Origin of the sequence: Bacillus sp. RCC_6_1 (assembly GCF_041360755.1) — a bacterium.
Taxonomy (GTDB): domain Bacteria; phylum Bacillota; class Bacilli; order Bacillales; family Bacillaceae_G; genus Bacillus_A; species Bacillus_A cereus.
Map to the genome: position 1 here is coordinate 50068 of NZ_JBFUPV010000017.1, position 17176 is coordinate 67243.

Below are 17176 nucleotides of genomic sequence, written 5' to 3' on the forward strand. Positions count from 1 at the left end.
AAAATATGAAGTTAAACATATGGTTGAAGTTTATCATTTTAATGACTTTAATAGTACTCCCTTATCGCCAGGTGGAAGCGCAGGAAACGGTACAGTTTAATGAGAAGAAAATACAGAAGCATATAGAAGAACAAATATCTCAAGCAGGTATTCCTGGACTTTCAGTAGTAATTGTAAAAGGAAACGAAACGATTTATAAGAAGAATTATGGTTATGCCGATATAGACAATAAACGTCAAGTTACGAATGAGACGCTTTTCGAGCTAGGTTCTACTTCAAAAGCTTTTACGGCATTAGCTGTATTGCAGCTAGAAAAAGAAGGGAAAATTAAACTTAGTGATTCTTTAACTAAATATGTTTCATGGTTTGAAATGGAGTATAAAGGCAAACCTTATGAAATTACACTTTATGACTTATTACACCATACTAGTGGAATACCGGAAAAGGCCATTGGATATATTCCTATAACCAATGGCAAAGATTCTATTGAGAAAACGATTAGGAATGTTATGCCAATAGGACTAAACCGAGAGCCGGGTAGCAGTTTTGAATATTCTACGGTTAACTACGATCTATTAGGCTTAGTAATCGAGAAGGCAACTAATCAATCATTTGAAAGATATGTTCAAGATCATGTGCTATCAAAGTTGGATTTATTGAGTACATACGCTGGACGTGAGATGGCCCCATTAGATAACATGGCCCAAGGTTACAAGCGTAATTTCTTACAATCATTACCCTATGACGCTCCTAATTATAGGGGGAATACACCGGCTGGATATTTTATTTCAAATATAAATGATATGGAAAGATGGTTAAAATTACAGCTTGGGGTTGAAAAGCCTAGGATGTTTCCGGAGGAATTGATTAACGATTCTCATAAAGCGAATAGAAAGGTTGCCCCAGATAGCAATGGAGCTTCATATGCAGCTGGATGGGAGGTCTATCAAAGTGGTGGAGGGGAAATTTCACATGGTGGAAGTAACCCAAATTATTCATCGTATATTGGTTTCCGTGATGAGGAACAGATAGGGGTCGTAGTATTAGCAAATCTGAATAGTAATTACACTTACTATATCGGTAGCAGTCTTTTAAATATGATGATAGATAAAGAAGTTAAACCGTTACTCTATGATGAATATAAGAAAACGGATCAAATAGGAACAGCCTTATTTGTGATCTCATCTTTGTGTTTACTAACGTTATTGGTCATGTTATTTCATTTAATCAGGGAGATTATTTTTAGAAAAAGAAAGTTTATATTACCAACGGGAAAAACATGGTTACATATGGTATTAGTTGTTGCGATATATGGGCTAATGATTTATGCACTTTATCAACTACCAAATCTCTTGTTTGGAGGGCTTCCGTGGGCATTTATAAAAGTTTGGGCTCCTTCAACTGTTGTACTTGCAATATATGCAATTGCTGGGGTGGGTTTGGCCTATGTTATCCATACATTCTTAAATCTTTGTTTTCCAAGACAAAAGGGAAAGTCGCTTTTGACTTTAATTGTTTTGGGATTAATATCAGGATTTGGTAATGCCTTTCTCATTTTTGTGATTAATGAAACGTTTGTTAGATCAAATAATTTGGAAAATGGCTTGTTGTTTTACTTTGTACTTGGAATCGTTATGTATGTCTTTTCACAACGTATTATTAGAACTAGCATTGTATCGTATACAAACGAGCTAGTTTATGAAAAAAGGATGGAATTAACAGATAAGTTGTTACAGACTCCTTATTACAAATTGGAGTTGATTGAGAAGGGCCGAATAGAGGCGACATTAAATAACGATACGGAAGTTATCTCTCGTTCTCTCAATCTATTAGTTACTGCTGGAACAAGTTTATTAACGTTACTATTTTGTTTTCTCTATCTTGGTGTAATGAATATGTATGCCTTTTTACTATCCTTGTGTATCATCTTTATTACTGCAGGGGTATATTCTTTGATCGGACGACAAGCAGATAAAGTTTGGAATGAAACAAGAGATATTCAGAATGTATATTTTCGTTTGATTGGTGATCTAAGGCATGGTTTCAAAGAGCTTAGGCTTCATACTGGAAAACGAAACGATTTTCGAGAAGTTATGAATGAAAGCTGTAATAACTATCGTGTTAAACGAACGATAGGAGATATTAAATTTGCAAATGTGTTTGTTCTGGGAGAACTATTATTCATTTTTGTTATTGGTATTGTAGTTTTCGTATTTCCAGAAATTTTTGTTAATATGCCGAAAGAGACGATAAGTAACTATGTAATCGTTTTTCTGTATATGACAGGTCCAGTTAATGAAATACTGGGCGGTATCCCTCAGCTCGTAAATGTACGTATTTCTTGGCAACGTATTCAACAAATGGTGAAGAGTGTAGATCATATAAAGGCAAATGAGCAAATCGCGACAACAAAAGAGTACTTAGATGTGCCAATTTGTTTGCAGCTACAAAATGTAAGTTATAAGTATAAGAATAAAGATGGAGATTTTACTGGTTTTGGTATTGGTCCAATAGACATGGAGTTTAATTCTGGAGAAATAGTCTTTATTGCTGGTGGTAATGGGAGTGGAAAATCTACTTTATCAAAACTGATTACTGGGTTATATGAACCTAATGAAGGTAACATTTTATTAAATGGAAAAGAAATAGCTCCAGAGGAATTGAATCAATACTATTCAGCTATCCTGAGTGATTTTCATGTTTTTGATAGGCTATATGGAATTAATACAGAAGGAATGAAAGCAGAAATCGATCATTATTTAGAACTTCTCCAACTGAGTGACAAGGTTGGCATTGAGAATGGGCGCTTTACTACTACGCAACTATCAACTGGACAAAAGAAAAGGTTGGCATTGCTGGTTACGTATTTGGAAGATCGACCTATACTTTTATTTGATGAATGGGCAGCGGATCAAGATCCTGGTTATAGACGCTTCTTTTATGAAGAATTGTTACCTCAAATGCGAGCGAAGGGTAAATGTATTATTGCTATTACTCACGACGATCAATATTTTCATTTGGCAGATAAGCTTATAGTGATGGAGATGGGAACTGTGAAAATGAATAAAACAAAGGAGGCATTATCATGAGTAAGGAAATTAAATGTGTTGTTTGGGACTTAGATTGTACAATTTGGGATGGTGTTTTATTAGAGAGTGGTACAGTTACTTTAAAACCTGGAATTTATGAAATTATATGTGAATTAGATCGACGTGGAATACTGCAATCAGTTGCTAGTAAAAATAACTACGAAGATGCAATAGCTAAATTACGGGAATTTGGAATAGAAGAGTATTTTTTATATCCGGAGATTCATTGGAACTCTAAATCTAGTTCCATTGAGAAAATTAGAAAAAATTTAAACATAGGTATTGATACTTTTGCGTTCATTGATGACCAACCTTTTGAATTAGAAGAAGTACAGAGTGTTCATAATGATATTCTGTGTATACATGTAAATGAATATAAGTCGTTATTAGACTTGCCACGACTACAACCAAAAAGAATTACAGAAGATTCACGTCGTCGAAGACTGATGTATTTAGAAAATCTTAAGAGAACGAAGGATGAAGAAGAATATGAAGGCCCAAAAGAAGAATTTTTAGCTTCACTTGGGATGAATTTTGTGATTAGTGAGGCTCGTGAGGAAGATTTGCAGCGTGCAGAGGAGTTAACAGTACGTACGAATCAATTAAATTCGACTGGTATTACCTATGATTATGATGAATTAAACTATTATCGTAATCATCCAGATTATTTATTATTAGTTTGTGAGTTATCAGACAAATATGGCTCCTATGGGAAGATTGGTTTAACACTTGTAAAAAGGACGGAGGAAGCCGACTGCCTAAAACTTCTTCTCATGTCTTGTCGTGTAATGTCCCGTGGCGTTGGTACTATACTCCTCACATATCTAATGGAAAGGACAAAACAGGCAGGTAAACGCTTTTTGGCTGAGTTTCGACAGACTGACCGTAACCGTATGATGTTTGTTACGTACCGATTAGCTGGATTTAAGGAAACTAGCAACGAAAATGGAATATTAATTTTAGAACATAATCTTGAGAATATAAATCCTTATCCTCACTATATTAATATACAATTTCCGGAAACACCAACGGATGTGGATAGAGGGGAAGTGGAAATATGCAACAAACAATTGTAAAGCATTCTCTTACGCATCCACAAAAAAGAGTTTGGTATAATGAACAAATTTATCCAAACACATCTATGTATAACATCGGAGGGATGGTTCTTATTAATGGGGAAATTAATTTTACAATTTTAGAAAAAGCAATTCAATTATTCATTAAGAAAAATGATGGTTTACGTCTACGGATTTTTCAACAACATAGAGAACCCCACCAATATATATCACCATTTGAACCTACACCAATACGTTTAATTGATTTTTCTAATCATCATAATCCAAGTTTAGAAGCTAGAAAATGGGCCCAGGATGAATTTCAAAAACAAATTTCACTTGAAGGAGGCCCTCTGTTTGAATTTGTGCTCTTGAAAATAAGTGATGTAGAAAGCTCCTATTTTGTTAAGTTTCATCATATTATAGCTGATGGTTGGACAATTCAACTTATGACGAGTCAAATTATCGATTTTTACTCTAAGTTAAAGAATGATGAGCATATAAATGATACGGTTGAATCTACTTATCTGTCTTATTTACAAGCAGAGGAGAAATATCTGGAATCCCCTCGATACGTAAAAAATAAGAATTATTGGAATGAGAAATTTATGAATCTGCCAGATTTCTTTTTATCAAAAACATCTCATTCTCTAGAAGGGAAACGAAAGATATTTTTAATTGAAAAAGAAAAATCGGTTGCTCTACAGTCTTTTATACAAAAACATAGAATATCTATGAATACATTATTTTCAACCTTTATGCTTATTTATATTCATAAAATGTATGATCAATCAGACATAATCATTGGATCTCCTGTACTAAATCGTTCCGGTGTACTAGAAAAGAAAATAGTAGGTATGTTTACTAGCACAATGCCGTTACGGTTAAATGTGGATGAAGATGAGAGTGTTCTATCTTTCATTAAAAGAGTAAATCATGAAATAAAACAATGTCTATTTCACCAGCGTTATCCTTATAACTTATTGGTAAAAGACTTGCAATTGACTAGTAAAGGATACGATGGTTTATTTCAATATAGTGTGAATTACTATAATACAAAACTTAAAAATACTATTGATGGATTTTCTTTAGAAAACGTGGAGTTTTACAGTGGTTACCAAGCCTATTCATTGCAGTTAGTTATTAAGGAATGGGCAGATGAAGGTTTAGAAATTCAATATGATTATAAAGTCGCGGATTTTGAAGAAGATCAAATCAATTGTATGCATGAGAGGTTTTTAGCTTTAATAGAACAAGTTTTACGTAATGAAGATCAATCGATAAAAGAATTATCTTTGTTATCGGATGATGAGCAAAAGTTTATGTTAGAGAAATTTAACAATACAGCTGTTGTGTATCCGAAAGAAAAAACTATTCAAGAATTATTTGAAGAACAAGTAAAACAGACAGCAGAAAAAATAGCAATTCAACATGCTGATAGATCAATGACTTATCTTGAATTAAATAAGAAATCTAATCAGTTAGCAAGAAAGTTACGAGAAAAAGGAGTCAAAAATGGTCAAGTCGTGGGTATACTAGCTAAACATTCACTTGAGATAGTAATTGCAATTTGGGGAGTTATTAAGGCTGGAGGTACATATTTGCCTATAGATCCTTCCTACCCAGAGGACCGAATTCGTTATATTTTGAATGATAGCGGCACAACATTACTTTTAACTGACTATACAAATGAGGGTAATTTAGAATATTTAGGTGAGAAAATTAATATATGTGATCAGAAACTTTATGAAGGAGATAATGCCAATCTAACCCTAGTAACTGCACCAAATGATCCAATATATATAATTTATACCTCTGGAACCACGGGGAATCCTAAAGGAACTGTAATCACTCAACGTGGATTGGTTAACTATATTTCCTGGGCTAAAAAGAACTATATTAGTAGTGAAAATGATGTTTTTGCATTATATTCATCCGTTTCTTTTGATTTAACAGTAACTTCAATATTCACTCCTTTAATAAGTGGTTTATTGTTAGTAATATATCATGATAATGAAGATGAGTTTATTTTGTCAAAAATACTCAAGGAAAATGTAGTAACAGTGTTGAAAGTTACGCCTTCACATTTAGCATTGTTAAATAACTATTCACCCCCAAGAGTTTCATCTCTTCGCAGATTGATTGTGGGTGGAGAGGATTTGAAAACCTCAGTAGCCGAAAAGATATATGATCTTTTTAGCGGTAAAGTTGAAATAATTAATGAATATGGACCAACTGAAACTGTGGTTGGATGTATGATTCATCGTTATGATCCAGATCTAGATCGAAGAGCATCCGTACCAATTGGTACACCAGCTGATAATGTTCAAATATATTTATTGGATAAGAATCTTCAGCCGGTTCCTATTGGTGTAAAAGGAGAAATTTATATATCGGGTGATGGGGTAGCTAAAGGTTATTTAAATCGTCCGGATTTAACAGCGCAACGTTTTTTATCCAATCCATTTATTTCGAGTGAGAAGATGTATCGAAGTGGAGACTTAGCTGTTATGTTGCCCAATGGATTAATTGAGTATCAAGGACGGATGGATTCTCAAGTGAAAGTTAAAGGATATCGTATTGAAATAGGGGAAGTTGAGAATGCACTGTTACAACACAAGTCTGTTAAAGATGTAGTAGTGGTGAATTGGCAAGGTGAGGATAATTCAAATCATCTAGTTGCTTACATTGTTTTGAAAGACAGTGTTCAAAATATAGAAATACGCAGTTTTATTTCGCATATGCTACCAAGTTATATGATTCCTTCATTTTTTATCTATATGGATCAGCTACCGCTTACTATCAATGGAAAGATAGATCGTCAAGCGTTGCCAGATCCGATGTTAAATAACGGTTCTAACCATACTCATTTAGAAGAAGTAGATGAAGATGTTACTGGAATGGTTAGTGAAGTTCTCAAGGAAATATTACAGACTGATAGAATCGAATTGCATAGTAATTTTTATCATTTAGGTGGAGATTCTATTAAAGCGATCCAAGTGAGCGCTAGATTACAAGAACTGGGATGGAAAGTTAGAGTTAAAGATGTACTAAATTATCCAGTTGTAAGTGAATTGGCAGCAATGTTAGTTAAACAAAAAGATGTTACAGTCTCACAAACATTGGTAACAGGAAAGGTAGAGCCTACTCCTATTATGCGTTGGTTCCTTGATCAACAGTTTAAGAACCCGCATCATTGGAATCAATCGGTATTACTGTCTTTGAAGAAGCCGGTTAAAGAAGAATATGTTAATGAGATGTTAAATACGATCATGCATCATCATGATTTGTTACGGTTAAGGTATGAGGATAAGCAGGATTACTTCTATTATGACGAAGATATGTCCATTGTTGATTCTAAGGTTACCATGTTTGATTTGTCTGAAATTCCAATTGAAATGGCTTTGAATCAGGTTCATATAAAAGGTGAAGAGTTAAAAGGAAGTTTAAATTTGAATGTAGGACCATTATTTAAAGGGGCCTTATTCCAGCTTTCAAATGATCAACAGTTGTTATTATTAACTGCACACCACCTTATTGTTGATGCTGTGTCCTGGCGTATTTTAATTGAAGATGCAAACCGATGTTTGAATAGCTTGTATTTAGGAGAAGTTCCATCGCTACCATTAAAAACTAACTCTTTCCAAGATTGGTCTGAAGCTTTAAATAGTCGAGGAGTTAATTTAGTACATGCTGAATTAGATTATTGGGAATCCATAGATAACACGCTAGATAATAATTTTCAAATTAATAGAGAAAAAGAAAATAGTACTGTTGAAAGTTGTACGACTCTTACCTTTACATTGAATGCAGATGATACAAGAAAACTATTAACTACTGCAAATGTGCCTTACAATACACAACCAATGGAGTTGTTACTTGCTGTGTTGACAGAAAATTTAGGTAAATATGCAAACCAAGATCAAATTAAATTTGAGTTAGAAGGTCATGGTCGAGAGGAATTATTTGAGCATCTTGATATTTCACGTACAGTAGGGTGGTTTACAACGATGTATCCTATTGTATTACAAGTTTCGCATAATATTGCTAATCAAATAAAGAGTGTTAAAGAAGAGGTTCGTAAAAGACCTAATAAGGGAATTGGATATGGAATTCTTAAAGAGAAGTTTCCTTCTTGCAAAGATTTAACTCAAAATATAATTCGTTTTAACTATTTAGGAGAGATAGATAATTCTCTCGGGGATGGATGGTTTACTATTGTTGATTATCAAAGTGGCAGTGAACAATCAAAAGATAATCATATTACTGCATTATTGGATATTGTGGCCATGGTTAAGAATAAAAGCTTAGAAATTCATGTGACATTTAGTACAAGTCATTTTCAAAAGAATTTTGTAGAAAATTTATTTTCAGATTATCTAGAACGACTACAGACATATATCCAATCCTGTTGTCAAATGCAAACAAAAGAATTTACTTCATCAGATTTTGAAACCTTAAACCTTAGTGATGAAGAAATTGATAATTTGTTTGATTAAACAACTATTTGATGAAAATTTTATTTAATAAAGGAGAAGTCACTTGAGAAAATTAATGAAAGATTTATCGCCAGGATTGAATAGTAACAAATATTTGGTTTGTGTTCCTTATGCTGGGGGCTATTCGAATTCTTTTTTACCTTTAAAGAATTATTTACCGAAAGATATAAAACTTATTTCATTTGATCCTCCAGGCCATGGTCCTAATCTTTCTCCACTAGTTGATACCATAGATGATCTTGTTAATTTATATTTAATGGAGATGCAACCAATTTTAGAGGGAGAGGTTACATTATTTGGCCATAGCATGGGAGGAATTATAGTTCACCGTATGGCTCAAATTTTAGAAAGTAAGGGCATAAATCCTAAAAATGTTATTATCTCTGCTATGAATCCACCGGAAATAAGAAGAAAAACAAATCATTTAGATGATAAAGACTTTATAGATTATATAAAGTCTTTGGGAGGATTACCAGATGAAGTATTACAACATCAGGAGCTTTTAAACTATATCCTTCCAGTTATTCGATCAGACTTTCGTGCCATTGAGAATTATATAAATGATGACACAACATTGTTGAAAGCGCCCCTATATATTATTAGTGGAACAACAGACTCTAATTATACAGTAAAAGGGGCTAAGAAGTGGGTAGAATGGGGCAATGAGGTTCATTTTCTAACAGTTAATGGTGGTCATATGTTTTTACTACATCAAGCTGACATCGTGGGCGAGTTAATTATGAAAATACTAGATAGGGTAAAATCTGTGAAGTAAAAAAATTAAGAGATGTATCTGAGTAAGAGAAAAGTGCATTTCTATGCTTTATGTGAAACTTCTATCGTTAAAGTAGCAATCTAATTGGTCGTCATTGGGAGTTTTATTACTGAGGAAGAAAACTCCCAATTACGAGTATGATTGTGCCCCCTCATGATAAAACGGATAGGTCTATGGGGAACATAACCACTAAATATGTAGTATTTAGTATCAATATCATAGAGAATGGTGGGAAGAAAAAATGCTTGATAAATTTACCCAGCAGGTTTTATTATCTAGTGAAAAATTTAAAAAAGAAAAAGAATATTGGTTAGACAAGTTATCAGGTGATGTTGAGTTAAGTAGATTTCCTTGTGATTGTCTGTCTTTAAATAATATTCAGGCTTCTAAAGAAAGTTATTATTGTCAATTCCCATCGGATATTGCGAAGAGAGCTGTAGCAATTAGCAATAATTCTGATATGTTACTGTACACTATTTTATTATCAGGTGTGAAATATCTCTTAAGTAGATATACCGATAAGGATGATGTAGTAATTGGAATGCCAGTTTTTAAACAAGGTCAAGAAGAGACGGTTTTTCAAAACAACTTTTTATTATTACGTACTCAAATAAATCAAGAAGATAATTTTAAAGAAATAATATATAAAATTAAAGAAACAATTTTAGAGTCAAATGAACATTGTCATTTTCCTTTTAATAAACTTACTCAATTATTAAGTCTAGATGGAGAGAGTAATAATCTTCCGTTATTAAATACAATAGTAATGTTAGATGATATTCATTGTTATGAGAGTACAGATAAAATAAACTCTGATATGGTTATTAGGTTTATGAAAAATGAAGAACAGTTAAAGGTTCAAGTGGATTACAATTCTACTTTATATAGTGAAGGATTAGTTAGTAGAATAATTAATCATTTATATAATATTTTAGATATATTAATGAAAGATCCAAATAAATCTGTAATGGATCTAGATGTAATGCCTAAAACAGAAAAGAATCAAATATTATTTGATTTCAATCATACGACTAGAGTTCATAAAACATTACTTTGTGAGACTGTAACAGCTCCTCAATTATTTGAAGAGCAGGTAAAACAGAATCCTAATCGAATAGCGATTGTATGTAATGGAAAAGAAATTACATATAAACAATTAAATATAAAAGCTAATCAGTTGGCGAGAAGGTTATTAGACCAGGGAGTTAAAAGAGAATCCATTGTTGGTGTGATGATGGAACGCTCTATTGAGATGATTGTAGGCATATTAGGTATCTTAAAAGCGGGTGGGGCGTATTTACCGATTGATACCGAGTTACCAAAACAAAGAGTGGAATATATGCTGACAGACAGCGGGTGTTCACATGTACTAACATATCAAAACTCTATTATAAAGGGAGTAGCATTTCAAGGTAGTGTAATAAATCTAATGGATATTCCTTTTGAAGAAGAACAAGTAGAAGATTTGCAGATAACGATGGAACCTCAAAATTTGGCATATGTTATTTATACATCAGGTTCTACAGGCCAGCCCAAAGGGGTAATGATTGAACATCGTTCCTTAACTAATTTTTTGTGTGCAATGTATGAGGACTTCTCTCAAGATATAGGGATAACTGATAATGTACTATTCTCAAGTAGTATTTCTTTTGATGTTACTATATTTGAAATATTTGTCCCATTAGTATATGGAGCAAGAATGACTATTTATCAAGGTGAGAAGTTTGATGTACCAAAACTTGTACAAGTCATTCTTGAGGAACAGGTCACGTTAGCATATATTCCACCTACCTTATTAAATGAAATATATGATTATTTTGTAAGGGCGAATCAGAAGATATCGTTAAATAAACTTTTCGTGGGAGTAGAACCAATTAAAACAGAATTACTCGCAAAATACGATCATCTATTTAGGGGGAACCTCCAAATATTAAATTTATACGGACCTACAGAGGCTACAGTCTGTTGTACATCTTATCAATATGAGAGGGATAAAGAAATTACAACACAAAACGTACCAATAGGTTCGCCATTGTTAAATACTAAAATTTATATATTGGATTCATTTCACAGGCTACAACCTATAGGTGTTCCAGGAGAAATATGTATTTCTGGCATAGGGTTAGCTAGGGGATACATCAATCGAAAAGAATTAACAGCAGATAAATTTATTGATCATCCATTTGAACATGGTGAGAAATTATATAAAACAGGAGATATAGCGAGATGGTTACCTGATGGTAACATAGAATACTTGGGACGGGTTGATCATCAAGTGAAAATAAGGGGATATCGAATAGAACTAGGTGAGATAGAAGCAAGTTTGTTAAAATATGGGACAATCAAAACCGCCGTAGTAATACAGCGAGAAGATGAAAGTGGAGAAAAGTATTTATGTGCGTATGTAGTTACAGAAAAAGATATTCCTATTTCAGAGGTAAGAGCATATTTAGCAACCAAGTTACCATATTATATGATACCTCAACAAATCATATCCATTCAAAACATACCGTTAACACAAAACGGAAAAATAGATAGAAAAAAATTACCTCAACCTATAAATAATTTGAAATCTAGTCATCTAGAGCCGACAAATTCTACAGAAAGAAAATTAGTTGAGATTTGGAAAGATGTATTAGGAATACAAAGGGTAGGAATACGGGATAATTTTTTTGAGATAGGTGGTCATTCATTAAAGGCTGCTAAGTTAATTTCTATCGTTAATAAAGAATTTAATGTGCAATTATCTATTAAATCCCTATTTAAGTTTCCTGTTTTGGTTGATTTTTCAAAATGTATATTAGAAATGGAAAAAAGTAATTATATTTCCATAGAACCTGTAAAACAACAAGAGTATTATTTAGCTTCTACGTCACAAAAGAGAATATTTATAGTAGATCAATTCGAAGATGGTACAAATACAACTTATAATATGCCCACAATACTTAAAGTAGAAGGGGATATTTGTAAAGATAAGTTTGAAAATATATTTCAATCTTTAATTGAGAGACATGAAATATTAAGAACTTCTTTTCAAATTTTAGATGGGGAATTAGTGCAGAAAATTGAGCCTAATGTAGATTTCAATATTGAATACGTTCATGTAAATGAAAAAGATGCGGATTATTTAATACATGAGTTTATAAGTCCATTTGATTTATCAAAACCTCCATTATTAAGGGTGTTGCTTTTAAGGATAGCAGAAGAAAGACATATCCTTGTAGTAGATATGCATCATATAATATCTGATGGTTTATCAATGGGGATATTAATAAAAGAGTTTGTAGAATTGTATAAAGGAAATGAGCTTCCAAAATTGAGAGTGCAGTACAAAGACTATGTGATGTGGCAAAATGGACCTTACTATAAGAATCTAATTAGTGAACAAAAGAATTATTGGTTAACAACTTTAAAAGGAGAACTCCCGGTTTTAAATTTTCCAACCGATTTTCAAAGACCGACTATACAAAGCTTTAAAGGTAATGTTTGTTCTTTTAATTTGGGAACAGATTTAACTTTTAAAGTAAATAAGCTAGCAACTGAAACTGGTACCACGCCATATATGATTTTATTGGCCATTTATAACATACTTTTATCTAGATACACAGGTCAAGAAGACATTATTGTAGGTTCGCCTATTGCTGGAAGGTCTCATTCTGATACTAATCATATGATTGGTATGTTTATTAATACTTTGGCAATGAGAAATTATCTAGAAAATGACGATGAGTTTATTGAGTTTTTGAGTAGATTAAAACTCAATACATTAGAAGCTTATGAAAATCAAGACTATCCTTTTGAAGAACTATTAGAAGGTTTAGACTTGCATAGGGATACAAGTAGAAATCCATTATTTGATACCATGTTTGTTTTTCAAAACATGGATATGAATCCAATATCTATTGGTGAATTAGAATTTACACCGTATCCGTTTAAGCAGTCAGTTTCAAAATTTGATTTGTCATTAGTAGCAACGGAAATAGATAATAACATTCATTTAAAAGTAGAATATAGTACTAAGTTATTTAAAGCGGAGACAATAGAAAGGTTAATAGTACATTTTACAAATATAGTTGAGGAAGTAACTAATAACCCTAGAGTACGATTGCGTAATATTAATATGTTATCTATAGAAGAAGAACATTGTATTATGAATGAATTTAACAAAAAAGAGAATTCAAATTCTAATCATTTATTAGTGCATAAAATGTTTGAAGAACAAGTAAAACGGAACCCTAATCAAATAGCCGTTGTATGTAATGAAAAAGGAATTACATATAATGAATTAAATATAAAAGCTAATCAGTTGGCGAGAAGGTTATTAGACCAAGGAGTTAAAAGAGAATCCATTGTTGGTGTGATGATGGAACGCTCTATTGAGATGATTGTAGGCATATTAGGTGTCTTAAAAGCAGGTGGGGCGTATTTACCAATTGATACCGACTTACCAAAACAAAGAGTGGAATATATGCTGACAGACAGTGGGTGTTCACATGTATTAGTACATCAAAACTCTATTATAAAGGGGATAGAATTCCAAGGTAATGTAATAGATCTAATGGATATGTCTTTTGAAGAAGAACCAGGAGAAGACATGCACATGATGATAGAACCTCACAACTTAGCGTATGTTATTTATACATCAGGTTCTACAGGACAACCTAAAGGAGTAATGATTGAACATCGATCCTTGACTAACTTTTTGTGTGCAATGTATGAAGATTTCTCTCAAGATATAGGGATAACTGATAACGTTCTATTCTCAAGTAGTATTTCTTTTGATGTTACTATTTTTGAGATATTTGTCCCATTGATATATGGCGCAAGAATGACTATTTATCAAGGTGAGAAGTTTGATGTATCAAAACTTGTACAAGTCATTCTTGAGGAACAGGTTACATTATCATATATTCCACCTACTTTATTAAATGAAATATATGATTATTTTGTTAGAGATAACCAGAAGATAGTGTTAAATAAGCTACTTGTGGGAGTAGAACCCATTAAAACAGAATTACTCGCAAAATACGATCATCTATTTAGGGGGAACCTCCAAATATTAAATGGATACGGACCTACAGAGGCTACAGTTTGTTGTACATCTTATCGATATGAGAGTAATAAAGAAATTACAACACAAAACGTACCGATAGGTTCGCCATTGTTAAATACTAAAATTTATATATTGGATTCATTTCATAGGATACAACCTATAGGTGTTCCAGGTGAAATATGTATCTCTGGCATAGGGTTAGCTAGAGGATACATCAATCGAAAAGAATTAACAGCAGATAAATTTATTGATCATCCATTTGAACGAGGTGAGAAACTATATAAAACAGGGGATATAGCAAGGTGGCTACCTGATGGTAACATTGAATACTTGGGCCGAGTCGATCATCAAGTAAAAATAAGGGGATATCGAATAGAACTAGGTGAGATAGAAGCGAGTTTGTTAAAATATGAGACAATCAAAACGGCCGTAGTAATAGATCAAGAAGATGAAGCTGGGGAAAAGTATTTATGTGCATACGTAGTTACAGAAAAAGATATTCCTATTCCAGAGGTAAGAGCATATTTGGCAACAAAGTTACCACATTACATGATGCCTCAACAACTCATACCAATTCACAATATACCATTAACACAAAATGGGAAAATAGATAGAAGTAAGTTACCGAAGCTAAATACACTGGGCAATAGTAATTATGTACCACCAAGAAATGAAATAGATAGTAGTTTAATTGATATTTGGAGTAGTATATTAGGCGTAAATAGTATTGGTATAAATGATAATTTCTTTGAATTAGGTGGTCATTCTCTTAAGGGATTAAAGTTATTCGAAAATATTAAGAGAATGTTTAATGTGCAACTGCCATTAAGTTTATTATTTCAAAAGGCTACTATTGAACAATTAAGTGATGTAATAAGTAGGAATAAAGGAATAGACAGTGAGTGTTTAATTCCAATTCAAAATGGGACAAACAAGGATAGTCAATGGTTCATTGTTCATGGACAAGGAGGGGGTATATTAAACTATTATGATTTGGCTAGAGAATTAGGAGAGGATAAGACTGTATATGGGTTACAATCTATAGGATATGATGATAATAGATTTCCAAACTTATCTGTAGAGGAAATGGCGGTAAGATATATAGAAGAGATTAAACAAGTAAAAAAAGAAGGGCCATACACCTTATTAGGATGGTCTTTTGGAGGAATAGTTGCATTTGAAATGGCCAGAAAATTAGAAGAACTAGGTGATAAAGTTAGTTTTCTAGGTTTACTTGATGTTCATCCTATTGAACAAGGTAAGGAGATTCTTAGTTTAAATATTAAGAATGCATTTGAAGAATTGGAAAAATTTAATGATCAGTTAGGGATTGAGAAAATTAGTTTTGAACAAATGAGTGAAGAACAATTAATAGAATCTTTACTGAAAAAATTTGAATTGAATGAAAAAATTTGTCAGCAAAATTTTGAAGATCCAATGATGAATAAGTTAAAAGTAATGATAGCTAATAGATATGCATACCTAAAATATAATTGTAAACAAAAAATAAAAGCAGATATCTTTCTATTTAATGCATCTATTAATGACATTCACCCACTAGTAGATTATAACAGATGGAATGAATATACATCAGGGGAAGTATACGCTTTGCAAGTGCCAGGTTCCCATCTGAGTATGTTAGAGAAACCGCATATTCATGAATTGGTAAAGAGTATAAAAAAGAGTTTTAAACAAATGCTCTTATTAGCACATGTAAATAAGTAAAATATTATTTGAAATTGTACACTATTAGTTTTCTAAAAGTCTCATAAATTCGTGTATAACATATTATGAGACTTTTTTCTTTGAGCCCCTTCAATAATAGACATAAAGAGGTTAGAAAATGAATGGGAATTATTTATTGTGAGTTTTTTTGTATCTATATAAGGGATTAGGTGGGAAGGATATAATGAATATATATAAGGTACGTGTGCCAGTAAATATAGAACATGATATTATGAAGAAGCTTATACGTCTGGTCTCGAAAGAAAAGCAGATGAAAATACAGAAATATAAAAGAAAGCCCGATCAATATAGCGCCTTAATTGGAGATATTTTAATAAGATATTTAATTACTACAAATTTCTCAAAAGAAAATAAAGATATTAAATATAAATACAATGAATACGGAAAGCCTTATGTTGATGAGTTAAATAATTTTCATTTTAACATATCACATTCCGAAAGTTGGGTTGTTGGAGTTATTCATGAGGAAGAAGTAGGAATAGATGTAGAAAAAGTACGGCCCTTAGATACTACAATGATTAAAAATATATTTACTGAGGAAGAATTTAATTATTTAAATTCATTAAATGTAGAACGACAATTAGATGTGTTTTATGAATTATGGACTATAAAAGAAAGCTTTGTTAAATGGATAGGGAAAGGACTAACTATACCTTTAAACTCTTTTGTTATTAATAAAAATACAATATTTTATGGTGACATGCTATCTAATGAGGTTTACTATAAAAAGTTTACTATTGGTAAAGATTATAAGCTTTCTTGTTGTGCTTCTTTAGATAGTTTTTCAGAATCAATAATTGAAATTGATTTTGTTGATTTATGTTATTATTTTATCGAAAATAAAGACTTCTACTTAGTTTAAAATGGCTTATGTTCCTATAGTTAAATGAACTTTTTAGAAAATAAAATCAGAAAATTATATAAAATGTTTGTGGGAATTTTGAGGTATTATAGAAAAG

Annotated in this window: 6 protein-coding genes; all 6 read left to right on the top strand. The window is 32.1% G+C overall.

Annotated elements, in window-relative coordinates; translation table 11 throughout:
- Positions 1 to 5 precede the first annotated feature (5 nt).
- Positions 6 to 3089, top strand: a complete 3084-nt coding sequence (locus tag AB6801_RS27615) for a cyclic peptide export ABC transporter (RefSeq protein ID WP_000773395.1) — start codon at positions 6 to 8, stop codon at positions 3087 to 3089.
- Positions 3086 to 4165: an HAD-IIIC family phosphatase gene (locus tag AB6801_RS27620; protein WP_000031545.1), complete on the top strand. Its 1080-nt coding sequence runs from the start codon at positions 3086 to 3088 to the stop codon at positions 4163 to 4165. The genes AB6801_RS27615 and AB6801_RS27620 overlap by 4 nt, the downstream gene beginning before the upstream one ends.
- Positions 4147 to 8643, top strand: a complete 4497-nt coding sequence (locus AB6801_RS27625) for a non-ribosomal peptide synthetase (RefSeq protein WP_001187892.1) — start codon at positions 4147 to 4149, stop codon at positions 8641 to 8643. Before AB6801_RS27620 ends, AB6801_RS27625 begins: the two co-directional genes overlap by 19 nt.
- A 43-nt stretch (positions 8644 to 8686) precedes the next feature.
- Positions 8687 to 9418: a thioesterase II family protein gene (locus tag AB6801_RS27630; protein WP_370941256.1), complete on the top strand. Its 732-nt coding sequence runs from the start codon at positions 8687 to 8689 to the stop codon at positions 9416 to 9418.
- 241 nt (positions 9419 to 9659) lie between these two features.
- Complete coding sequence (locus AB6801_RS27635) at positions 9660 to 16196, top strand: amino acid adenylation domain-containing protein (RefSeq protein ID WP_370941257.1); 6537 nt, start codon at positions 9660 to 9662, stop codon at positions 16194 to 16196.
- Between the two features lie 184 nt (positions 16197 to 16380).
- Positions 16381 to 17079, top strand: coding sequence for a 4'-phosphopantetheinyl transferase family protein (locus AB6801_RS27640; protein WP_370941258.1), 699 nt, complete (start codon positions 16381 to 16383; stop codon positions 17077 to 17079).
- The last annotated feature ends 97 nt before the right edge of the window (positions 17080 to 17176 follow it).

Bases quoted from the DNA above. Each gene is read 5' to 3' on its own strand.
- AB6801_RS27615 (WP_000773395.1), top strand. From the start codon at position 6: ATGAAGTTAAACATATGGTTGAAGTTTATCATTTTAATGACTTTAATA.
- AB6801_RS27620 (WP_000031545.1), top strand. From the start codon at position 3,086: ATGAGTAAGGAAATTAAATGTGTTGTTTGGGACTTAGATTGTACAATT.
- AB6801_RS27625 (WP_001187892.1), top strand. From the start codon at position 4,147: ATGCAACAAACAATTGTAAAGCATTCTCTTACGCATCCACAAAAAAGA.
- AB6801_RS27635 (WP_370941257.1), top strand. From the start codon at position 9,660: ATGCTTGATAAATTTACCCAGCAGGTTTTATTATCTAGTGAAAAATTT.
- AB6801_RS27640 (WP_370941258.1), top strand. From the start codon at position 16,381: ATGAATATATATAAGGTACGTGTGCCAGTAAATATAGAACATGATATT.